The organism is Rhizobium sp. BK008, assembly GCF_014197345.1.
In the GTDB taxonomy this organism is placed as follows: Bacteria; Pseudomonadota; Alphaproteobacteria; order Rhizobiales; family Rhizobiaceae; genus Rhizobium; species Rhizobium anhuiense.
In genome coordinates this window covers 1675077-1696585 of sequence record NZ_JACIFK010000001.1, presented here as the reverse complement: position 1 = coordinate 1696585, position 21509 = coordinate 1675077, and the positions used below count along the sequence as shown (strand labels likewise).

The following is a 21509-nucleotide window of genomic DNA, read 5'->3' as shown; positions in this document are numbered from 1 at the left end:
TTTACCCCCCCAAGGAGAAAGACATGACCAATGCAATCGGAGACGGCGGTGACCACTACACGCTCGTGGGTGAGATTTCCGGATCTCTATGGCGCATGCCAAATGGAGTTTATCGTATCGACGGGAGGGTGATCCCAGTTGGTAACAACTCCGCTTTGAGCGTTGATAACGGCAAGCTTATCCCAAGCGTCCATCGCGGCGGTGACGATGGCAAACGCTTGCTCGGGAGTGTGCTCGGTGTGCACGTACCAGAGTGAATACTGGAACTTGTAGTATTTGCCTAAACCCATGATCGCCTTCGACACGGCTTCATAGTTCTGCCCTGGCGGCAGCAAATCATACGCAATGAAAAGATTGTAAGCCATGATAACCCTCCCGTTATGGGGGCATCATGACTCCAACGATTTCGAGAGTCGATACCGTCGACGTCTCAATCTTCCTCACAATTTGGAGCATATCCAATGGCGCGACAAGTCAACGCCACGACCGAAACTGCGCTCAAGCAGTGGGAGTTCTTCATTCCATTTGTCTATGACGACGCCGATCCGAAGCCAGGCCTGAAGAAGACACGCCTGCGCCCGGGAATGAAGATCCGAGGTACGGCAACACAGGGCTATGGCCACACCGGCCCGGACGTCTATCCCGGCGCACCTGACGTCACCGAAGCTCAGGCGCTTGCATGGCTGCGGAACGACCTCGATCCGTGCGAGCGCGCCGTCGCGTCCTCGGTGAAGGTCGATCTGACTGATAACCAGTTCGGCGCCCTCGTCATGTTCGCCTTCAATGCCGGTGTCGGGGCTTTCAAGTCATCGACGCTGCTGAAGAAGCTGAACGCCGGTGATTACGCCGCTGTGCCGGGCGAGCTGGCGAAGTGGAACAAGACGACAATCGAAGGCAAGAAGGTCGTCAGCAACGGGCTGGTGAACCGCAGGGCGGCAGAGGCGGGGCTTTGGGCCAAGGGCGGCTATATCCAGTCCAGCGGGACGCCAGCACTGCCGCAGCGCGCCCCACTCATCAACGGGAAGGTCGTCAGCACGATCACCGCGGTATCGTCCACCGGTGCTCTGCAGTTCGTCCCTCATGATGGTCCGTTGGCCTATGCTCTTGCCGGCGTGCTCGTCCTCGCCTGCATCGTCGGAATCGGCCTGTATGTCTGGGATCGGGTGAAGAACTGATGGACTTCATCACCAAGCTCATCCCCGACAGTCTGAAGTTCCCGGCCGTCCTGGCGCTGGGGCTCGTCCTCGGCGCCGCCGCTGCTTTCTACCCCGTCAAATGGATCGGCGCCCGCGAGGAGCGGCAGGTACAGCAGATCAAGGCGGCCAAGGAAGCGCTCGACCGCATCACCACCTTGGAGAAGAACAATGCGAATTTCCGGAACCTTCCTGCTTTCGAGCGTTGTCGCGTGTTCATGCGCGATAGCGGGCTGCCAGCAGACGAATGCGGTCAACGGTAGCGGCTATCAGTTTACGCGTTTCTCCGACCCGAAAGCGGCCATTCTGGCCTCGCAGGACCCGACTGCCGGCCCTGCCATCGCGTCGAACAATCAACAGTGCCGTCAGGACGCTGCGTGCCGGAAGTAAGCGGCCGGCCAATTCCACTACTGAAATACGAGGCAAGAAACGATGACGAGCGCACAGGGCGATCGACAGGCGGCGGTCCGCGGCTATACGGGCACAGCACTGAACTATGAGGGCGATTGGTCCGCGCTTTTTGATCAAGTCGGCATTCCTGCCGATGGTGGCTTCAATGGTCGGCTGCTCGCCTGGATCAACGCTGCGCTGGGCACAAGCTATACCGAGATCAACGGAGCCATGGCGGCCTATGCCGCATCTGCCGGCGCCACAAACTGGTCGAGCATGAACACTGTCCCGAGCGGCGGCGGTGGCCCTGTCGACCCCGACCGCTACATGTTCTTCGCGACCCGCAATCGCATGCCGTCAGGCACAATCGTCACCGCTGCGTCCGGCACGAACTATGTGTGCAGCAAAATCATCGTCAACACGCCTTCGTATAAGACCAGAACCTTTCGATTCCATCTTTCCGGTTTCGCCGGAACCGAGGGCGGAAACTCGCCGCAGGAAACCGTTGTCACTGGCACCATCGGTGCGCCCGGAAATTCCGTGGTTGTGGACGGCTTCTATATGCGAGTCGCCGGTACTTTCCACCAACTGCAGTTCTCGGCGTCGAACACGGTGATCGTGGCAGACCAGACGAACGGAACTTGGACCGATGCCATCACTATTCCGGACGTTCCCGCAGAAAGCGAAATTGAGCTTTGGCTGTTTTACCACACCGCCGTCGGCGATAAGATTTGGCCTGTCTATCGCATCCAGAAACACCGCGGCGAACGTGTATGGGGTGCGAGCGACAATGCATCTCTGCTGGCGTTCATGTCCGACCCGCTTGCGGACAGCACCGCCGCGCTCGACACCAATTATGCGACGCAAACGCAGCCGCAATATTATGGCCCTGACTTCATGGTCGCCAAAGGCGATTGGGACGGCCGGCCGGTCGCCCTCGTCTTTTGCGATAGCTTGGGCGAGGCGCGCCAAGAATTCAGCGCCGCCGCCGACGCTCGCGGCAATCTCGGCTGGCTTCGTCGCTGGCTTGATACGGCGGCCGGCATAGGTCGCATCCCGCACCTGATGGTTGGCTATCCGGGTGCCGGGTCCGTTCGAGAATATACCGGTTCCGGCTCGACGATAGCGACCAGGCGGCGGGACATCATTCGCGAGATTATCGCCTTCAATGGAGGCGAATGGCCATTTACCGTCGCTGCCAACCAGCTCGGTCAAAACGATGTCTCGACGGTCTATAGCACCTGGTTCAATACGAACTATCGGTCTCTGCCGACACGCGTGCGGACCGAGTATCCTGGAATTCGGATCGTCGCTTTCCCGCCGCTTGGTCGGACGGACATTCAAAAGACGATCACCTTGACGTCGGTCGGCACGGTGGCAACAGGCACTATTGCCTCAACGACTGGCCTTGTGAACGGGCAAACGGTCAGCATCACCGGCGCAACGCCCACGGCCTACAACGGAAACGTCGTGATCACGGTGACTGGGTCTACCACGTTTACCTACAACTTCGCTGGCGGCACCTCGCCGGCAACCGGAACCATTCGCCTCGGAGAGCTTGGTCTCAATGTCGACTTCCAGGTGTTTTCCGCCAACCAGTCGTGGCCGTCCGATGGAACCGACGCTTCAGGCAAGTGGCGGCTACGGGATGACATTCTCGCCAAGACCTTGTCTTGCTGCGACGCGGCGATCGACACCTACCCGGCATGGGTGTCACCGTCGCGTGGCGGCTGCTGGCCTAGCATGATGGAGTTACCAAACACGACGTTGACCGTTCAGGCGGGAACGGACGGCGTTGTGACGTACAACACCATAGAGGTGGCGGATGCCAGCATCTTCCGGCCTGAGCAGACGATCAACATCTATTCCGGCCCTGCTGGCATAGCGCGACTGAGCACGCAAGTCATTGCGAGCATTGCCGGCAACGTCATCACCTATCAGGGCACAAGCGCGGTGGTCATGCCCATCGGGTCGGTGGTCCGGCCGGCCGCTGCGATCGGCGAGAACACGCCAGCGTCAATGGTACATCCGCAGCCGGTTATGATCGACCGCATCTCAGGCGGCATTCCTCAATCCGAAAAGACGAAACTGGCAGCGTAGGGCTTCGAAATAGATGACATCCAACGACGACATCCTACGCGCCCTTGGCCGGGTCGAAGGCAGACTTTCAGGAATTGAGGAGAATGTTGCTCTCCTCCGCGATGAGCTGAGCGACGAGAAGCAGAACGCCCACGAAAGCCGATCGGTGATCCACAAACGCCTCGATGAGCAGGCCAAGCAGATCCACCTACTCGACATGACGGTAACCGTCAGCAGCGGCGTTGACGGTCAAATACGGGAAGAAATCAAGGTGCTCACGAAAACGGTTGAGGCAAACCAGGCGGCAGTGCAGCCCTCCCTTGAGGACTGGAAACGGCTCAAGACAGTCGGCTACGGCATCTCCGGCTTGATCGCCTTCGCCGGCCTCACTGTCGGCGGTATGGTCGCCTATGCCAGCGATGGCGCGGTTGCAGCTCTTCGGCATTGGCTGAAGATCAACTGAGATATGCTAACGCCAAAAAAGCCCCGCTTCGGAGCGGGCTAGGTACAGGTTGCGAGTGGGCCGCACAGAGTATCGAAGTGCATGGCTGTTCTAATACACACCTCCGCACGGCCCAATGCTATTACGATCGGCGGCATATTTTGTTCCCGAAGGCGGTGACGAGAGCGGTGCAATCTCCCGCCGGCAGGGGAGCGGGCCGCTCAGCGGAAAACTGAACGACCCGCGATGCAGGATTTGGATCGAGCGGCCATAGCAGTGACCCAATCGTACGCACGGCCTAGCGCCTTGTTCTGCAAAGCGCTGGTCCAAGTCCCTTGCGGGAAGTCGGTGGCGAAGTGGCTCCTCGCACTTAGTCAGTGCGGATTTTATCCCGGCCTGTCCTACTTCATAATTATCACGCGTGCCGCTTATACCGTCCTGCACCTATTGGTATTGTTTAAGAAAAGCTTGGTGGAGATTATGCTCCCGCTCGTTCACTGGGAGCTTCGTAGCTTCCACCTTTGGTGAGCAACGCCCAGATGACCCTTGCGGTCTTGTTCGCTAGTGCCACTGCCACCACCTTCAGGGGACGTCCGTCCAAAAGCCTCCGCAGCCACGGCGATGGAGTTCCACGCCGGCGAGCGGCAATGAGCACCGACATCGCTCCCATGTAAAGAAGGGAACGCAGTTCTACGTTCCCCATCTTGGAAATGCGGCCAGATCGCAACCTTTCACCACTCGCGTTGAGCTTCGGCGTGAGACCGAGCCACGATGAAAAGTGTCGAGCTGTTTTGAAATAGGCAGCATCAGGCACATACGCCTTTATAGTGGATGCTGTCACAGGTCCAACACCAGGAATAGCTGTGAGCCGGCGAATATCCTCGTCCTCCTTTGCCACGGACGCGACTTGTCTATCAATGCGTTCAATTCGTGATGTGAGCGCCTCAATCTCAGCGAGGATCTCCTCAAGCACGGCACGCGCGCTCGGGGGAATGCGAGCGTCACCTTCCTCTGGAAGTGCGGCGGCCAATTTGCCGATGTTCGGGATGCCGCGATCTGCAATAAGGCCGAGTTCGGTCATGTGGCCGCGCAATGCGTTCATTGCATTCGCCCTCTGGCGCACAAACAAGACCCTTGTCCGCAAAACCATTGCTGCCGCTTGCTCTGTTGCCGTCTTCAGCCGAACCGACCGGATATCTGGCCGCCTCATGGCTTGGCTGATGGCTATTGCGTCGCCCGCATCCGTTTTTCCGCGGGTGACAAACGGCTTCACATACTGCGCCGGCAAAATTTGTACCTCATGCCCCAACGCGCTAATCTCGCGACCCCAGTGGTACGCGCTTCCGCAGGCTTCCATCGCCACGACGCAAGGCGGAAGCTTCTCGAAGAAAGGCCGAACCTCGCTCCGTCGTAATTTTCGATTGAATAGCGTAGCGCCCTGTGCGTCCGCGCCGTGGACCTGAAATACCTGCTTGGCTATGTCCAACCCGATTGTCGCAACGGTGTTCATGCTCCGATCCTCTTGTTGAAGTTGCGGAGCAATCTTTTGCGCGGAGCATGTAAGCTATGTGACCGAGGAGCGAAGTTATTGTGATGAAGGCTTGGTCGCCATTCCTGCAATGCTGTAAATGCTGTAAATGCTGTAAATGCTGTGAATCAAGATCCAACCTCGCTGGCGACTTAGCAAGAACTGGAGATTTTGATGCCCTCCCGACCGTCTCAACCAAGCAGCGGGCATGTTCGCGAAATAATCAGTGCTGATAAAGCTGCGCGGCAACGTCTGCGCGACCTTCTGCTTGAAGGCGCTTCGTCCGACAAGACCGGGCCGGTCGGCGCCAGCTATTTCGAAAGCTTGCGTGACCGCGCGCTGAAAGGCTCCAGTTGACGCAAAGTTTTATCGTTTTCCGCGAGTTGCCGTCGCTGCGATAAAGTAGTCCGCTGCTCAGTTTGACCAGCGGCCACCGATGGTAAACGCTCATCGTCTTGCAACAATCATTTTGGTCGGGCCCATTTTTCAATTTGGGATAGCCGCTCGATTTCGACGTCCATCAGCGTTCGGATTTCTTCCGGAGGCTCATCAACAAAAAATGGCCCAGCGTTCTCTCTAAGCAAGAATAGTTCCGTTTGATGTTTGTCGTCATCGAACCGCATCTGGATAACAGCGTCCATATTGATCCAGCGCGTTATCGTGCCGTCGGTCAACTTCACGAACATCCCATCCTCCAAGGTGGCGCCCCCGGAATCGAAGCAAAATTTAGCGCCGGTTCCAAACATGTCCAGCATGCGGCCAAGGCACTTCCGCACCGCAGCTTTGCTCGCCAGGGATCAAAAGGAGCCCCGCCAAGCGGGGCAAGTGGGGCTGGAGAGTACGGGACCGCACAGGAAGAAAGAGGGAAGCGGACCGCCCCACCATGGGGCGCCTGTGCGGTCCTCGTGGTCAAACTTTAGATAGCCGGAAAAGTTCCTTACGGTTCCGGACAAATAGTGCTCCAAGGCCGGCAGGAGAGGAACGGATCGCGAAGAGTCGCAAGGGGTGTGCTGCTGGAGACAGGAGGCTCCCCTTCGCGATCCGTTCCCGACGCAAGTAACACCTTTTTGTGACAACAGTTCCAGTACAATTCTGTACGGCAATGGTATTGTAGACAAAAATGACAAAAAAGAACCCCACTTCATGGCGGGGCTAAGGTTGAGGTGGGTCGCACATCGAAGTGTCGAGTGGCTGTGGTAAGACAAATCTCCGCGCGGCCCGTAGATTTACGATCTACAACGCCTTTTGTTCCGGGGTCGACAGATTATTTATCAACTGCGCCAAGTCACGGAGGTTAAAGCCGCTGGTCAGTCCCTCGGTCAAGCCTAGGGCTTTTCGATGCTAAACTACGGGCTCGATAATATCTGGTCCGGTGTTCTTCGGGCTATTAACACTCATGCCGACAGGCCACATGGTCATTGGCTCGGCCGCGTAGGGCTTCATTAAATCTGCCGGATCTGGATCAGGGGACAGCCAGCGGTCATAATTGTTTTGACGCAGGATAACCGGCATACGTCCACTGATCGTCGCCATCATTTCATTCGAGGCGCAGGTTACGACCGCGAAGCTGCGGATATCGATGCCAACCGGGTGGCGCCAACTCTCCCAAATGCCTGCAAGAGCGAACGGAACGTCGCTCTTCATCCCAATAGCAAAGGGTTGCTTGTCACGACGGTTGGCGGAGATGTTGTACTTCCACTCAAAGAAGCCGCTGACTGGGATCAGACAGCGGCGCGACCGGTAAGCAGGTCCGGACAGTCCGTGGTTGGCAATGTTTTCGCATCGAACGTTGATCAATGGGAGACGCCGGTCCCGCAGCGTCCTTGATGCCGGCACCAGTCCCCAAACCGCGATTGTAAAGACGGGCGCCATGATGCCCGTGTCCGGCGCCGCGTCTTGGATGATGATCGGGTAGGCCTGCCCCGGTGCGCCGTTATATCGAGGGATGTCGTTTACGAAGCCTTCAACCGCGCCTTGTCCGGCGAAAGCGAAACTACGCGCAAGTTCGTGAAGCGATTCCTTGATAAAAACGCGATTACACATTCGGCATTCCGTTGGGGAAACTACCTATTTAGATATAACCCTGTCCCGCCAGGTCAAGGCAGCCCAACCGTTGAACAATCAACCATCTGGGTCAATTGCCTTTTAAGAAATGGCTGATGAACTAGTGTCATGACAAAGCCGCCTCGCAAGTCTCCTAGGCCGATGCTCCGGTCGGAGCTCGCTGCCAATCATCCTCCCGAGCGTCTGAAAATCTTGACATGAACGTGCATTTTCATTGCCTCAGGTGAGGGCAGCCGACGATGTCTCGCCAGCAATTACATGACTGACTGCAAAACGCAGCGCCTCCCGGCCTAATTCGCTTTCCAGCGGGACATGGTGAGCCTTACACCAATCTCGAACTACGTTGGTGACCAAATCGATGCCATCATCATCAAGGGTAAGGAGATATTGCAGATACATAACGCTGCTCCCCGGTTAGATTAGGCGGGAGCACGGTTATCTCTCAGCGGTCGCAGCCGAAATTTTGGGACCGATGGCGCCTATGATATGCCCATTTGAACAAATCACAAGAAAAACGAGCCCTCCGTGGTCGGCGCTGCGGGTGCCGGCCCGCGCCCCGTCTGAATATCGCTCGGCCCTGCAAACCTTTTGTCCGGTTTGGCGTTGTCGGACGAGAGTAGGTCGGCGGAGTAACCCATGACAACATTCTATTTCTCGATCAAAGATGCCGATGGCGAGTTCCAGGTCGACAATGGTCTCGAATTCGTCGATCTGGCCGCGGCGCTCAACTATGCCCACCATGTGCTTTCTGACATGGCGGTGGACGGTATCCCGAATTCGCCCGACGAAGAAAAGTCAATCGCGATCGAGGGGCCCGACCGGCAGCCCGTGGCGGTGATGTCCATTCGGATGACATTGGATTTCATCCATCCATGAGATGGGGTGGAAACCTAGGCAAACAGCGCGGCCTCAAGGATCTGGACCAAGCCTACTCTTCGTATTCCAGCTCGGCTATTTCATCTGTCAAGGCGACCACGTGCTCGCTTAGAACCTCAGCCACGTTGTCGAGAAGCTGAGCCAATTCGGGGTCGCTGTCGAAAAGTTGCTCCTGCTTGGCCTTCAACTTTCCGATATAGAAATTGTGGATATGCAGTGAACCAGTCATCTGCGCGAGGCTTGGCATGCTGATACTCCATTTCGTGTTTGCGCGTCGGCGCCCATCAGGAATAGCGCGGGTCAGGCACTCCCATCAACATCGCCATCTTCGTCAAGTTCATGCCGAACTCGCCGGCCAGGTCACGCGGAGCTTCTTCCACGTCGTCGTCGATCGATCCTGAGTTTCGCAACTGCAGCGGGGCCAGCCTATGAGCAGCAGATAGGCGTTGCTTCGGCTATTCGGGAGATCCGAAGGCCATACCGCTGATTCTGATTCCATCGCCTTGGGTATCGATCGAAATACCGGCGCGATTGCTATTTGTGATCTGGCCGCTGATGCGGGCATTAACTCGCATTTTTTCAAGATTGACGCCGGTATAGTCGAAATAACCAGCACTTTTCACCTCGATCGCCACTTCTCTTTTCACGGACCTGGTTCCCGTTACATCGAAAAGTTTATCGCCGTCATGGATGCGAAAACATCTGTCATTTCCAAAGATGGCGACGCCGCCACTAACGTGATAAATCTGGTCAATCACTATTCCACTGTTACTCAATGTAAACGCCAGATCCTGTTCATCCTTGGCGTTTTTATATGTAAATCGATTGCTGATTATCTTGAAATCCCCGAGGCTCGGGACTCGTGAGATGATAGCATTGTTCTCAATTCGGCAGATCTCGACACCGTCACGGCTGCAGAAAACGCCACTTAAAAGGACGGGCTCTAAGTCGTTGTCTTGCATGGCAAGCGTCAGTACGCTTGCGCCATTCACCAGAATACTATTTCTAGTGGCTTCAAGTTGAACCGACGGCCATCTTATTTCGAAACGTTTAGTGGTCCCAGCGAGTTTGAAACGGGCCTCTTGCGCTTCTGCTCGTCGATTTCTTGCCGCGTCAAGCCAATCGTTCTCCAAAACGGTTCCTGCCTGCCTGTGATGACTATCGCATAGCAGTATTATGTCGTCTGGATCGTGTATCCGGGCCTCTGCGAACGGGGTTCTGAAATGGTGGTACTCATAAGGTACAGCGCCGCACACCACGCAGCCAAATCTGCATTTTCGCCGAACCTCATATTTTGTTTCTTCATCTATATATCTTCCCAAGCCATGTTTGTTAGTCTCAGACATATTATAACCTATTGAGATGTGACGCGTTAACATACGCGTTTTGTCCTCGATCTCAACACAGCGGCACACATGCAGCTTTTTGTTGACTCCGTGCGCCAGAGATTCAAAATTCTCTCGTTCCGCGAGAGGATTTATCAAGATGTCTGAACTTGAAGACCTTTTAAGACAGAAAGCTGAAATTGAAGCCAAGATCGAAAAGGTCAGAGCTTCCGAAGTGGATGGGCTCAAAAGGCGCTTTGCCGATATGGCCCTTCAACTACGCGAATTGAACGCAATGCCCGCTGCGCTTGTCGAGGCGTTTACCGACAAGGCCGGCACCTTCAACGTCTACCGAACCATGAAAGTCAAGAAGCCTTCGTAGGGGGAGCGGACTTTGCACCTCGCTGATCTAGCACGAGGCGCGGCGTCGGCCGCTCGTCTCCGCGCCCATATCCTTCGTTCTGGATATACGCTGTTTGGCCAAAGGGCTTGGACAGAAGGCGAGAATTTGGCCTGTCGACTGTTCTATCCGGACTACTTCGCCCTCAGACAGATCCTTTACACGCGGACGGCAACTGCCATCCGCGCTCACTGCCAGGCTCTTGGCTTGTGCCGCCAGCGCCATCTGTGGGGTCCATTGGACAAGATGCGGCTGAAGAAGCTATATCCAACCGGCACACGAGACGAGATATGCGCGGCGTTCCCAGGCGTAGAGTGGGAAAACATTTGTGCGGTTGCCCGCTATTACGGCTATCGGCGGAAGAAGAAGCCGTACAAGAAAACCGGAGTGCCGGCCTTAGATGCTGTACGCGTGCGCTGTTATGACGTTAAAATCAACATGCGGGAATTGGACGAGGACTGCCGCACGAAGAAGTATTTCCAAAAGCGGGGATACAAAGCGCAATACCCTAACTTCCGGGCAATAAATCGCGCCGCCTCCTACCTAGGCGGCTACCTCGATTTTCACTTTCCTCCTGAGACCTGAAGCGCCTTCGACGCGTCAGTGCGATCTGCGGTCAGCCGCTTGATATGGTCCGCCCATGCGATGAGAGCCGCTCGCTTTTCCTCGGCGTAGTCGTAGCGATTGTAAACTGCTGCAACCCCTTTGATTGACCCCGATCGGTGATTGATTACCGCTTCGACAACGTGCACGGGAACGCACAGGCGAGCCATCCCACTTGCCGCTGTGCGTCTCAAGTCATGGAATGTCCATGGCTCAAGCTCGACTTTGGCTGGAGACCGCCCAAGCGCCTGCGCTTCCTTCCTGGCAATCTTCAGCATTTCCGCATCGATCTTTTTCTTGGCCCGTCCGTATCCCGAGACTTTCGTCACTCCCGTCGTCGTGAAAAGGAAAATGGGCTCTTCATTTTCCGCCGGCCGGATCTTTGGCAGCGCCTCTATCTCCAGTAAGGCTTCGGCTGCGAGCGCAACGTAATGCTCTTTGCGGTTCTTCGCTCGTTCAGGCGGAATAATCCATTGCTGATCGTTGCCTGCCAGATCCATTTCAGGCCACTGGGCGCCAGAGACTTCACTACGACGCTGTGCGGTCAAGAGCAGAAGCCGGACCATTGGTCCAAAAGGATACGGGATGTTTCCGGATGCGAGCCATAGAAGCCGGACTTCGTCGTCCGTCAAAATCCGATCTCTCGTCGTCTCTTCGCTGGGCTTATCGATCTTCTTTTCCATCGGCGAGATGTCGATAATATCGCGCTGAACAGCCCAGTTGAAAAACTTTCGGAGCAGCGAAAGCAACCGGTTGGCCACAATAGGCGCGCGTTCAGCCACCTCGTCCAGGTGCGCGACAATCTCTTGCCTCTTAATGCTCTTCATCGCCCGCTTGCCGAATTTCGGCCGAAAGTCCTTGTCGAAGAGGCGCTTCCTCTCGGTGATAGTCGATGGCCGGTTTTTCTTCTCAACATATCGCTTGATGAACTCGTCGAGCGCATCGTTCACGATATCGAGTTTGAGCGCCTTCTTTGTCGCTTTGGCTGCCGACGGGTCCTTTCCCTCCGAGACGTCGCGCAAAAGCTTTGATGCCTCCTCGCGCGCCTTGGCCAATGGATAGAGGGGCAGGGGCCCGATCGTGAATTTCTTCGGCTTTCCCTCAAACCTGTAACGGATGGCCCAGCTCATCACGCCAGAAGGCTGAATGATTAGATAGAGACCAGGCAAGCCGCCATCAGGAATTTCCTGGCGAACGTCCGTCGCTTTGAATGCTTCGATTGCGCGAACGGTCAGGGTTTTTGCCATGAAACTTTCGGGGGTAACGCCGGGGTAACGGCGGATGGGTGATAGGCCGTGATTGCATTTGTTATTATCACGATTCACCACAAGCCCTGCAAGCCTTGGGATTCAGGTTGTTCGTATATATCTGTTGATAGGTTTTGATAGGCCGAGTTAGCAGAAGGCACCTGCCTTCTAAGCAGGTTGTCGCAGGTTCGATTCCTGCAGGGGTCGCCATCAATTTTCAAGTATTTGTTTTTGCTTTGTTTTCAGGCGTTAACCCCTTAATGGATTTGGTTTGAGGGGTTAGGCTGTTCTCGTTCAGTTTCGCAGCGCTCGAAATAGCGAGCTTCCGCTTGTCGGCCTTCCGCGTCATGGTTGACCATAAAAACGCTTCTCCAGCCAAAACGGGCCTTGAGTTTGCTGTTGCTGTTGCCGCTTTCGACCAGGAGCTGGGCGAGCGTTTTCCTTAGGCCGTGCGCCCGGCCATCCACGCCCGCCTCAGCGCACATTTGACCGAACCAATTCCCGAACGCGGCCGCGCTGTTAAATGGCCGGCCATGAACCGGCGTCACCAGATAAGCCAGATGCTCTGTCTTCACCGCATCGAGAATGGCCCTAAGATCTGGGTGAACAGGAATATAAACCCACTCGCCATTCTTGCCTGCGCGGTACTCGATGATGTTATCTTTGACATGCTGCGGGCCGATCTGGAAGATGTCCGAGCGGCGCAGGCCAGTGAAAAGCAGCATGTCCATGGCGAGCCGCGCCTGCGAGCCTTCCGGGTGCGTGGCATAGAACTTTTCGACGTCGGCCGCTTCCCAAGGCTTGAAGCTTTCAGTCTTCGCCTTTGGCATTTTCACATCTCGGACGGGATTGTTTTTCACGATACCCGCGTCCACGGCGTAGACGCGCAATGACACGATCAGATTCATAATCCGGTGGATGGAGAAGAACACCCCTATCTCCCGGTGCACAACCTCGATGAAGACGGCGACGTGGATGGGTCGGCATGAATTTCGATGACCCAAAATCCGCATTCGGGATGTCGGCGTCAGTGTCGCTCGAGCGTCCTTGGGAACATCAAGACAGTCCGCACGCGCACTCGGCTTGCCTGAACGAGCTTTTGCATCAATAGCCCACCCCGCAGAGCGAATTCCCACGGCCCCAGTTTGGAAAGAGACCATAGGAGATAACAGTGTCTAAATCAGTGCTCTTCATGTCCATGTCACTGGACGGGTATATCGCGGGGCCCAACGATGAAGTGGGCAATCCCGGCGGCGACGACTTTATGCGGTTGCACGAGTGGTACGGGGATTTTTCCCGACCGACCGGACCGGTCGGACAGTTGTGGGACGAATGGAACACGCCAGGTGCGATTCTGGCGGGTCGGCGAACCGTGGAGCAGGTCGATCACTGGGGTGGTGACAATCACGGTGTCGCGATTTTCGTACCCAGTCACAGGCCGCCCGGGCCATCCGTCGCGAATTATCCCTTGGTCAAATACGTGAGCGACGGGATCGCGAGCGCAATGGCGCAGGCGAAGGCCGCCGCCGGGGACCGGGACGTGTTGATGCTTGGCGCGTATACGGCGCAGCGGGCGCTGGAAGCTGGCGTGCTCGACGAACTGCAAATACACCAGGTTCCAGTCTTGTTCGGAGGTGGCCGCCGAATGTTCGAAGTCTTACCATCGCGCGTCGAGTTGGAGATCGTTCGGGTGATCGATACACCCGAGGCCACGCACATCCGCTACCGCGTCCGCCGCTGAGCCCGCCGGCCCAGCCATCACTCGTTTGTGGTCGTCAGCATCAAGGACACGGAGGGACCACGTGGCCGTTATTCCGACGGTTTGGAGAAGCCGCGATAAAAGCGTGTCGGCTGCAGCAGCGAACTGACGATGTTGGCCACGATCGGCCCATCCGCCTCGCTCTTCGCCTTCGCTTCCCGCCACTCCCGATCGGCGATGAACTCGGCCCATTTCTGCTCGCGCTCCGCCAGCGACCGCCATTCGAGCAGGTAGGTCAGATCGTTGCTGGAAGAACCGATCATCGTCGTCCAGAAGCCGAGTGAGCGGATGCCGAGACGTTCCCAGATCGCCAGCGTTGCGGTCTCGAAACGCTGTTGCAGTGCCGGCAGCCTCTCCGGCAGACATGTGTAGATGCGCAATTCGTGGATCATCGGATGCTCCTCATGCTGGATGTCCTTTGGAGCGTCCTCAATCCGCTCTCGGAAATGAGGGGCAGCTTATAAAATTCCATAAGGTAATCAACACTTGCGCGGCGCCCCTCAGATCAAACAATTTTCATTGAAATTACAGCATAATTTCAGAGTTTTGGCATTCCTGCAGGGGTCGCCATTATCTCCCACCGTTTTTGCGGTTCGCAGAATGGCCCACGGCAAGCAGGGGCTGCCGGGAGACTTGATGGTTTTACATGTGCTTCGAACCCGGCCCGGTCGGATTTCGGATCACGCTTGCCACCCGGCCAATCGGCACGGACATCGGTGCGCGTCGTTTACATCGCGGGCGTCGTCGCCTAGTGATTGCGCGAAACCTTAGAGTTTGTGGGTGAACGACCATGTTGATCAAGCAGAGCGACTACCATCGGATTTACCGCATTATCAATAGCCTGCTCATCAACGAAAATGCCGACCCTGCCACAGCCTGTATGTACTTCAGCACCTTCGGGGCTTTCATCCTCGAACAACACTACAAAATCAAAGCCACGCCTAAGGGCGGGCTTGCTGCTTACAATCTCGGGGGCACGCTCATACTGTTCGCAGACTACCGCGAAGACGGCTATGTGACTGGCGCTGGGGAAAATTTCCATTGCTGGGTGGAGGCGGATGGTTGGGTTATCGATTTCATGGCTCCGGCATTTTCCGAGACTGCCCGAGAGCTTTCGGTGTCTCCGAAAATGTTTCAACGTCCGCTCTCATCAATGGCCTCGTCGATCAACAATCTCGGCCAATCCGGTGATTTCTTTTATCAAGCCGAACCCGAGGCGACTGCCCGGCGTTTCGCAGCCTGGCACAAACACGCGATGATCGGTGATATGGCGACGATCGCCGCGAACTGGTTTCGAAAGTCGCCGAAGCAATTGCTGACGTCGATATCGGTTGCCGATCAAAACGGAAAGCTGAAAAAGGTTCCGCTTTCGGGCAATGCGCTCGTTGGCGCGTGGTGATCGCTGCTGACGTCTTGGCCAAGAGAAGCCGCTATATGTGTTATCCGGGTTGTAACGCCCAACACCGTCACCAGAAACTTGTTTTAAACACATTGCCGGCCTATCGATTCTTCCATCGAAATTGCTTGTCGAGCTTTGGTTCGCGCCTCAGGCGGCCCAGCTGATCTTTCCTTTCAAAATCGATTTCTACGCCGTTCCGGCAGTCGCCGGAGGGCGATTGTTTATGCGCTTGAGAGGAGACCGTCATGAACACAGGCACGGTTAAATTCTTTGATCCGACGCGGGGCTTCGGCTTCATTCAGCCGGACAACGGCTCGACCGATATCTTCGTCCATATTTCAGCCGTCGAGCAGGCTGGCATGGCGTCCCTTGATAAGGGGCAGAAGGTTGGCTTCGACGTCATCCAGGATAGCCGTTCCGGCAAAAGCTCCGCCGGCAACATCGTCGCTGCCTGACATGCCGCTGGTCTTTGACCGCGGATGCAGGCGACAGCATTTCGGCTGGGTTTTCCGGCCATTGAGGAGAATGTCATGAGCAAGACCAATGCAGAGGCGCTGTTGCGCAGAGCGCAGCGCCAGGTCGCCAACACCAGTGGCGGCGGTCATCTCGGCGGCACCAACTTCGGTCAGGGCAACGATGCCAAGACCGCGTCCGGGAGCGGCAATCGCCAGACGGGCAAGGGCCGGCCGCCAGGCGGCGCCAAACGCTGACATCTGCCAGCCGTGTTAATACAGCCCCGCCAAATTGGCGGGGTTTGTGTTTCATGCGTGAGACGCTGCGGCAGATTGGAACTGATTAGCTCTTCTTAGCGATCCAGGAAATGATCGAAGTAGACCTGAGGGATGGGGTAGGCGTAGACGCCTCTGTCGACAAAGCTGCGCCTGTAGAGGCAATTTCTGAGCACCGCGTTGTAATCTAGGCTTCGTGGATCCGGCGAGCCGCGTCGCCATGACCCTGCCTCCGGCACGCACCGCTGGAGAGCTTTTTCGTATCGAGCCAGAAGAACCGGGTCGGTATCGACCCGAATGCCGCTGTAGGATTGATAGTTTGAAGGAGATTCTGCGGCCGAAATACAGCCCAAGCTAAGTGCAAGACCAACGACTGCCATCAATCTCATCGGATTTATTCTCCCTGATCGATTTATCGAAGTATCGAGCGGAACGTTATTGGTTCCAGTGCCTGCGGGCAAGGGCACGCCTTGTTTCGCGGTCTGCTCCGGCTGTGATCTCTCTGGCGGCTGGATAGCCGCCGCCATATCATGGCGGCAGCCATTCGCTGCGTTCAATCCAGGAGATCGGCCGGGACCTTGCCGCCATTTTCCGAAAGCCGCTTCATTAGGGCCTTGTGCAGCCACATATTCATTTTTGCGGAATCGTTGGTGTCGCCGGTATAGCCGAGTTCAGCGGCGAGTTCCTTGCGCTCAGTCAGGCTTGCATCCATCCCGACGGCTTTCATCAGGTCCACGATCGAGCGACGCCAATCGAGTTTCTGGCCGCTTTTCTTCACCGCTGCGTCAAGGAGGGGCACGATATCGACTGTGACCGTGGCGGGCTTGCTCTGAGCGGGAGCGGCTGCAGGCGTCGGACTGGGCGCCGCCGACGGTGAGGCAGGCGCTTGCGCCGGCTCTGTCCGTTGCGGGCTGACAGCGACGGGTTCGGCTGCTTTCGCCTCTCCGAAGATTGCATGTTTGATCTTGTCGAAAATGCCCATTCTAAACCTCCAGTTCCATTAGATGAGAACATGCTGAAACATGGAATTCCCGCCCGATATATCCAGGCGGAACGGGAGTTATTTTTACGGGTCTCAATCGACGATGGAAAAGCCAAATCCGGGGCAGGGGCAGCCGATCGGCAACTGCAAATGGATCTCGCCGTCAATCGCATCGAGAACGGCGCTTTGCTTGCAGGTTCTGCAACTGCCTGAAGATTGCTGGCGCGATTGCGAGGGAAATGACTTCGTCGGCTCTCCAATCGCCGCCAGACATGGCCGTTTTCGGCACAGTCGGTCGGACAATTCGTATTTCGATAAGCATGTAACTTCATTGCCGGCCGCCGGACCGACTTGCCGTGCCGTGTGGCGAAACATTCGCCAACCCTTCACGTTGCTTTGCCATGGACGCCCTGCAGGTTGCAGGCATCCAACGATCGAAGGTACGCGCGTTCCTCGATTTTCGACTGCCGGACAGATCGTTCGGCGAATGGAAACGGAGGAAAACCATGAGTGAGAACCATCATAGAATGTCCTTTGCAGTGCTCGCATCCACCTGCGCATTGCTTGCCATGCCGCCAAGCTATGCGCATGCGATCGATGTCGGCGTGTCGGTGAATGCGGGCAATGCCGTCAGCGCTGATGTCGGGACTTCGCTTGGCGGCGGGCGCGGCGTCAGCGCCGACGCCAATGCTTCCGTCGGCGGCTCGAACGGCGTCAATGCCGATGCGACCGCCAATGCCGGCGGCGGCCAGGGCATCGATGCCGATGTCAACGCCGGCGTCGGCAACGGTCTCGACGCAAGCGCAAATGCCAGGATCGGCGGCGGACGCGGCGTCAATGCCGATCTCAACGCACGTGCCGGCGGTTCAGATGGGGCCGATGCCAACGCCACGGCCTCGATCGGAGGCGGTAGCGGCGTCGATGCCAATCTCGCCATCGGTAGGGTAGGCGGGGTGGACGGGGCTGGCGCGGCAAGTGGCGGTGACGGATCCGTGCCTGGCGGCGGTCTCAGCCCGTCGCAGGTCCGCACTCTGGAGGCCTTCCGGGCGAGGCCCGTCAACGAGCAACGCAAGATGCTTGTCCGTTGCGCCGATATCTCCGCCTCAAGCGGCTCTGCTTCCGGCGGTTCCGATTCCGGTCTTGTCGGTCTCTGCAGACTGTTGCAGGCGACAGCCTCTCGCTGAACGTAAAAAGACCCGCCGAACCGGAAGGCGCGGCGGGTCCTTTAAAAAGCTTCGGCTCCTAGCTTAGTGCAGGATCTGGCTGAGGAACAACTTGGTGCGTTCGTGCTGCGGATTGTCGAAGAACTCGGCCGGCGAATTCTGCTCGACGATCTGACCCTGGTCCATGAAGATGACGCGGTTGGCGACCTGACGGGCAAAGCCCATTTCATGGGTGACGCAGAGCATGGTCATGCCTTCCTCGGCAAGGCCCACCATGGTGTCGAGCACTTCCTTGATCATTTCCGGATCGAGCGCCGAGGTCGGCTCATCGAACAGCATGATCTTCGGGTTCATGCAGAGCGAGCGGGCGATCGCCACGCGCTGCTGCTGGCCGCCGGAGAGCTGGCCCGGATATTTGTTGGCCTGTTCCGGGATCTTGACCCGCTTCAGGAAGTGCATGGCGATCTCTTCCGCCTGCTTCTTCGGCATCTTGCGCACCCAGATCGGCGCCAGCGTGCAGTTTTCGAGGATCGTCAGGTGCGGGAAGAGATTGAAGTGCTGGAACACCATGCCGACTTCGCGCCTGACCTCGTCGATCTTCTTCAGATCGTTGGTGAGTTCGGTGCCGTCGACGATGATCTTGCCCTTCTGATGCTCTTCCAGACGGTTGATGCAGCGGATCATCGTCGATTTGCCCGAGCCCGACGGCCCGGCGATGACGATGCGCTCGCCGCGCATGACCTTCAGGTTGATGTCGCGCAGCACGTGGAAATCCCCGTACCACTTGTTCATGTTGATGATCTCGACCGCCACTTCCGTTGCGGAAACGGTGAGCTTTTTAGCTGGAGCTTCAGCCATGACTATTTTCCCTCATTCTTATCGTTTTAGCGTTCTTATCGTTTGTGGCCGGTGTCGAGATGGCGTTCCATGAAGCCTGAATAACGCGACATGCCGAAGCAGAACAGCCAGAAGATGAAGCCCGCGAAGATCAGACCGGTGATCGGCGTGACGGCGCTTGCCCAGTTGGCATCGGAGAAGTTCAGCTTGACGATACCGAGCAGGTCGAACATGCCGATAATGGTAACCAGCGACGTGTCCTTGAACGTTCCGATGAAGGTGTTCACGATGCTCGGGATCACCAGCTTGATGGCCTGCGGCATGATGATCAGCCGCGTCTTCTGCCAATAGCCGAGGCCAAGCGAATCGGCGCCCTCGAACTGTCCCTTCGGGATCGCCTGAAGGCCGCCGCGGATCACTTCAGCCATGTAGGCCGAGGTGAAGATCGAAACACCGATCAGCGCCCGCAGAAGCTTGTCCACGTTCCAGCCGGTGGGAAGGAAGAGCGGCAGCATGACACTTGCCATGAACAGAACGGTGATCAGCGGAACGCCTCGGATGACCTCGATGAAGGTAACGCAAAGCATCCGGATGACCGGCATCTTCGAGCGGCGTCCCAATGCAAGCAGAATGCCGCAGGGCAGGGAGACGGCAATGCCGACGAAGGACAGGACAAGGGTCACCATCAACCCGCCCCAGAGCGGAGTTTCCACCACTTCGAGGCCGAAGCCGCCGTGAAGAAGCCAGAACGCGAGGACCGGCAGGACGGCGAACAGAAGAATGGCGTTCAAGCCCTTGCGCGGCGCCGACGGGATCAGCATCGGAACCAGCAGCACAATGAACAGGATCCCGACGATCGCCGGCCTCCAGCGCTCGTCGAGCGGATAGCGGCCGAAGATAAACTGATCGTACTTGGCACTGACGAAGGCCCAGCATGCACCACTCCAGCCGTCAGGCTGGATGCCGCCCTGGATCGTCGTCGCGCAGAATGTGCGGTCCGGCCCGGACCATACAGCCTGGATGAAGAGCCAGTTGATGAGTTGCGGCAAGGCCCACGCGATCAGCGCAACAGCCAGGATCGTCAGGATCACGTCTTTCGGGGTTGCGAGGAGATTGCGGCGTATCCAGGCGACGGCTCCCCTTTCCCCGGGCGGGGGCGGTTCGGCCGCAAGGATGGACGTTCTGACGAAGGGTTTATCGGCAACCGACATCTTATCTCTCCACCAGTGCCATCTTGGCGTTGAACCAATTCATGAACAGCGACGTGAGAATGCTCAAGCTGAGATAGACGATACCCCAGATGCACACGATTTCGATCGCTTGACCGCTCTGATTGAGGATTGTGCCGCCGACGGCCACGAGATCCGAGAAACCGATCGCGATGGCGAGGGAGGAGTTCTTGGTCAGGTTCAGGTACTGGCTCGTCAGCGGCGGGATGATGATGCGCAGCGCCTGTGGCACCACAACAAGTCTCGTCACGCTCGACGGATGCAGCCCCAGCGCGCCGGCTGCCTCGGATTGTCCCTTTGCAACGCCGCGAATGCCGCCGCGAACGATCTCGGCGATGAAGGAGGCGGTATAGAAGGACAAAGCGAGAAACAGCGACATGAATTCCGGGCCGACGACCGAGCCGCCCGTCAGATTGAACTTTCCGGCGATGGGAACATCGAAGCTGAGCGGAAAGCCCGAGGCAATGAAGGCCAGCAATGGCAAGCCGACGATCAGCGCGATCGACGCCCATACCGTATGGAACGGCTGACCGGTTGCTGCCTGACGTTTATGGGCCCAGCGCACCATGACGACGGTGGCGACAATCGCAATCACCAGAGCAATGCCGACGGCGATCATGCCTGTCTCGAAGATCGGCTTCGGGAAGGCTAGTCCTCTGTTGTTGAGGAACATGCCGAGCGGCAGCCCCACCGATTCCCGCGGTTGCGGCAAGACAGAGAGAACGCCGAGATACCAGAAGAAGATGACGAGCAGCGGCGGAATATTGCGGAAGATTTCGACATAGACCGTGCAGAGCTTGGCAATCAGCCAGTTCCGCGACAGCCGGCCGATCCCGACAATGAAACCGATGATGGTCGCGGTGATGATACCCGTCACCGCCACCAGCAAGGTATTCAGAATGCCGACGAAAAGGGCACGCGCATAAGTCGAGTCGCTTGAATAGCCGATCAGCGACTGGCCGATTTCGAAACCGGCGCGACCGCGAAGAAAGCCGAAACCCGATGCAGTATTGCTGCGGGCAAGGTTCACGGCCGTGTTGTGGGCCACCCACCACACGAACGCCACGAGGGCAACAATTGTCAAAGCCTGGAAAAATATGCTCCGGTATTTCGGGTCGTACATTGCCGACCGGAAACTCCAGCCGGTGTCATGCAAAGGTGTCCTATCCACAGCCTCATGCGTCATGCCGCGCCAATCCCCTTGTGCCCGTTTTCGGGCTTTCTTTTTAACTTTTTGGAAGTGGGAAGGCGGTTGGGCCGCCTTC

At 57.1% G+C, this 21509-nt stretch carries 28 protein-coding genes and 1 pseudogene; 14 read left to right on the top strand and 15 right to left on the bottom strand.

The window, feature by feature from the left end; all coding sequences use genetic code 11:
- Positions 1-86 precede the first annotated feature (86 nt).
- A complete protein-coding gene (locus tag FHT69_RS08255; protein ID WP_183905186.1) occupies positions 87-365 on the bottom strand; it encodes a hypothetical protein in 279 nt (92 codons plus the stop codon).
- Positions 366-461: 96 nt separating this feature from the next.
- Between FHT69_RS08255 and FHT69_RS08250 the strand changes: the two genes are divergently transcribed.
- The 4 genes from FHT69_RS08250 to FHT69_RS08235 all read left to right on the top strand — a co-directional run bounded on the left by FHT69_RS08250 (position 462) and on the right by FHT69_RS08235 (position 4125).
- Positions 462-1175: a lysozyme gene (locus FHT69_RS08250; protein ID WP_183905185.1), complete on the top strand. Its 714-nt coding sequence runs from the start codon at positions 462-464 to the stop codon at positions 1173-1175.
- Positions 1175-1456 (top strand): hypothetical protein, encoded by a 282-nt coding sequence (locus tag FHT69_RS08245; protein ID WP_183905184.1) that lies wholly within the window; start codon positions 1175-1177, stop codon positions 1454-1456. Before FHT69_RS08250 ends, FHT69_RS08245 begins: the two co-directional genes overlap by 1 nt.
- A 403-nt stretch (positions 1457-1859) precedes the next feature.
- Positions 1860-3683: a hypothetical protein gene (locus FHT69_RS08240; protein WP_183905383.1), complete on the top strand. Its 1824-nt coding sequence runs from the start codon at positions 1860-1862 to the stop codon at positions 3681-3683.
- A 13-nt stretch (positions 3684-3696) separates the two neighbouring features.
- A complete protein-coding gene (locus tag FHT69_RS08235) occupies positions 3697-4125 on the top strand; it encodes a DUF1515 domain-containing protein (RefSeq protein WP_183905183.1) in 429 nt (142 codons plus the stop codon).
- A 457-nt stretch (positions 4126-4582) separates the two neighbouring features.
- Here FHT69_RS08235 and FHT69_RS08230 read toward each other — a convergent pair whose 3' ends face one another.
- The 4 genes from FHT69_RS08230 to FHT69_RS08215 form a co-directional block, all read right to left on the bottom strand.
- Complete coding sequence (locus tag FHT69_RS08230; protein WP_183905182.1) at positions 4583-5614, bottom strand: IS110 family transposase; 1032 nt, start codon at positions 5612-5614, stop codon at positions 4583-4585.
- 482 nt (positions 5615-6096) lie between these two features.
- Complete coding sequence (locus tag FHT69_RS08225; protein ID WP_246780701.1) at positions 6097-6387, bottom strand: hypothetical protein; 291 nt, start codon at positions 6385-6387, stop codon at positions 6097-6099.
- Positions 6388-6973: 586 nt separating this feature from the next.
- Positions 6974-7675 (bottom strand): SOS response-associated peptidase, encoded by a 702-nt coding sequence (locus tag FHT69_RS08220; protein WP_183905181.1) that lies wholly within the window; start codon positions 7673-7675, stop codon positions 6974-6976.
- 240 nt (positions 7676-7915) lie between these two features.
- Positions 7916-8095 (bottom strand): hypothetical protein, encoded by a 180-nt coding sequence (locus FHT69_RS08215; RefSeq protein ID WP_246780700.1) that lies wholly within the window; start codon positions 8093-8095, stop codon positions 7916-7918.
- Between the two features lie 237 nt (positions 8096-8332).
- Here FHT69_RS08215 and FHT69_RS08210 point away from each other — a divergent pair, with 237 nt between their 5' ends.
- Complete coding sequence (locus FHT69_RS08210) at positions 8333-8572, top strand: DUF6894 family protein (protein ID WP_183905180.1); 240 nt, start codon at positions 8333-8335, stop codon at positions 8570-8572.
- Between the two features lie 52 nt (positions 8573-8624).
- Here FHT69_RS08210 and FHT69_RS08205 read toward each other — a convergent pair whose 3' ends face one another.
- Positions 8625-8819 carry a hypothetical protein gene (locus FHT69_RS08205; RefSeq protein WP_183905179.1) on the bottom strand — a complete coding sequence of 65 codons (195 nt, stop codon included), beginning with the start codon at positions 8817-8819 and terminating at the stop codon, positions 8625-8627.
- 208 nt (positions 8820-9027) lie between these two features.
- A complete protein-coding gene (locus FHT69_RS08200; protein WP_183905178.1) occupies positions 9028-9705 on the bottom strand; it encodes a hypothetical protein in 678 nt (225 codons plus the stop codon).
- Positions 9706-10057: 352 nt separating this feature from the next.
- Between FHT69_RS08200 and FHT69_RS08195 the strand changes: the two genes are divergently transcribed.
- Positions 10058-10279 carry a hypothetical protein gene (locus FHT69_RS08195; protein ID WP_183905177.1) on the top strand — a complete coding sequence of 74 codons (222 nt, stop codon included), beginning with the start codon at positions 10058-10060 and terminating at the stop codon, positions 10277-10279.
- Positions 10280-10291: 12 nt separating this feature from the next.
- Positions 10292-10882 (top strand): hypothetical protein, encoded by a 591-nt coding sequence (locus FHT69_RS08190; RefSeq protein ID WP_183905176.1) that lies wholly within the window; start codon positions 10292-10294, stop codon positions 10880-10882.
- Here the strand turns inward: FHT69_RS08190 and FHT69_RS08185 are convergent.
- Positions 10861-12147, bottom strand: coding sequence for a site-specific integrase (locus FHT69_RS08185; protein WP_183905175.1), 1287 nt, complete (start codon positions 12145-12147; stop codon positions 10861-10863). The genes FHT69_RS08190 and FHT69_RS08185 overlap by 22 nt on opposite strands.
- Before the next feature lie 257 nt (positions 12148-12404).
- On the bottom strand, positions 12405-12872 hold the full coding sequence (locus FHT69_RS08180) for a tyrosine-type recombinase/integrase (RefSeq protein WP_246780713.1): 468 nt from the start codon (positions 12870-12872) through the stop codon (positions 12405-12407).
- Positions 12873-13029: 157 nt separating this feature from the next.
- Between FHT69_RS08180 and FHT69_RS34120 the strand changes: the two are divergent.
- A pseudogene (locus FHT69_RS34120) lies at positions 13030-13136 on the top strand (CopG family transcriptional regulator); the annotation flags it as partial.
- A 194-nt stretch (positions 13137-13330) separates the two neighbouring features.
- On the top strand, positions 13331-13888 hold the full coding sequence (locus FHT69_RS08175) for a dihydrofolate reductase family protein (protein ID WP_183905381.1): 558 nt from the start codon (positions 13331-13333) through the stop codon (positions 13886-13888).
- A 68-nt stretch (positions 13889-13956) separates the two neighbouring features.
- Here FHT69_RS08175 and FHT69_RS08170 read toward each other — a convergent pair whose 3' ends face one another.
- Entirely contained in the window at positions 13957-14298 is a 342-nt protein-coding gene (locus FHT69_RS08170) for an NIPSNAP family protein (RefSeq protein ID WP_097544378.1), read from the bottom strand.
- A gap of 398 nt (positions 14299-14696) precedes the next feature.
- On the opposite strand from FHT69_RS08170, the gene FHT69_RS08165 reads away from it, so the two are divergent.
- The 3 genes from FHT69_RS08165 (at position 14697) to FHT69_RS08155 (ending at position 16015) form a co-directional block, all read left to right on the top strand.
- Complete coding sequence (locus FHT69_RS08165; protein WP_097594581.1) at positions 14697-15305, top strand: DUF2026 family protein; 609 nt, start codon at positions 14697-14699, stop codon at positions 15303-15305.
- A gap of 245 nt (positions 15306-15550) precedes the next feature.
- Positions 15551-15760: a cold-shock protein gene (locus tag FHT69_RS08160; protein WP_047614884.1), complete on the top strand. Its 210-nt coding sequence runs from the start codon at positions 15551-15553 to the stop codon at positions 15758-15760.
- 75 nt (positions 15761-15835) lie between these two features.
- Positions 15836-16015 carry a hypothetical protein gene (locus tag FHT69_RS08155; protein WP_063475497.1) on the top strand — a complete coding sequence of 60 codons (180 nt, stop codon included), beginning with the start codon at positions 15836-15838 and terminating at the stop codon, positions 16013-16015.
- 95 nt (positions 16016-16110) lie between these two features.
- Here the strand turns inward: FHT69_RS08155 and FHT69_RS08150 are convergent, their stop codons facing one another.
- Positions 16111-16422 carry a hypothetical protein gene (locus FHT69_RS08150; RefSeq protein ID WP_082849734.1) on the bottom strand — a complete coding sequence of 104 codons (312 nt, stop codon included), beginning with the start codon at positions 16420-16422 and terminating at the stop codon, positions 16111-16113.
- Positions 16423-16586: 164 nt separating this feature from the next.
- Positions 16587-17015: a DUF3597 domain-containing protein gene (locus FHT69_RS08145; protein ID WP_183905173.1), complete on the bottom strand. Its 429-nt coding sequence runs from the start codon at positions 17013-17015 to the stop codon at positions 16587-16589.
- Between FHT69_RS08145 and FHT69_RS08140 the strand changes: the two genes are divergently transcribed.
- Both FHT69_RS08140 and FHT69_RS08135 read left to right on the top strand, forming a co-directional pair.
- A complete protein-coding gene (locus FHT69_RS08140) occupies positions 16989-17228 on the top strand; it encodes a hypothetical protein (protein WP_183905172.1) in 240 nt (79 codons plus the stop codon). The two genes, FHT69_RS08145 and FHT69_RS08140, sit on opposite strands and share 27 nt — an antisense overlap.
- 293 nt (positions 17229-17521) lie before the next feature.
- Positions 17522-18199 carry a hypothetical protein gene (locus tag FHT69_RS08135; RefSeq protein ID WP_183905171.1) on the top strand — a complete coding sequence of 226 codons (678 nt, stop codon included), beginning with the start codon at positions 17522-17524 and terminating at the stop codon, positions 18197-18199.
- 63 nt (positions 18200-18262) lie between these two features.
- Here the strand turns inward: FHT69_RS08135 and FHT69_RS08130 are convergent, their stop codons facing one another.
- From FHT69_RS08130 to FHT69_RS08120, 3 genes are read right to left on the bottom strand one after another with little or no spacing between them, the layout of a single operon-like run.
- Positions 18263-19036 (bottom strand): amino acid ABC transporter ATP-binding protein, encoded by a 774-nt coding sequence (locus FHT69_RS08130; RefSeq protein ID WP_047614887.1) that lies wholly within the window; start codon positions 19034-19036, stop codon positions 18263-18265.
- A gap of 35 nt (positions 19037-19071) precedes the next feature.
- Positions 19072-20226, bottom strand: coding sequence for an amino acid ABC transporter permease (locus FHT69_RS08125; RefSeq protein ID WP_047615726.1), 1155 nt, complete (start codon positions 20224-20226; stop codon positions 19072-19074).
- Between the two features lies 1 nt (position 20227).
- On the bottom strand, positions 20228-21430 hold the full coding sequence (locus tag FHT69_RS08120) for an amino acid ABC transporter permease (protein ID WP_047615729.1): 1203 nt from the start codon (positions 21428-21430) through the stop codon (positions 20228-20230).
- Positions 21431-21509 lie beyond the last annotated feature (79 nt).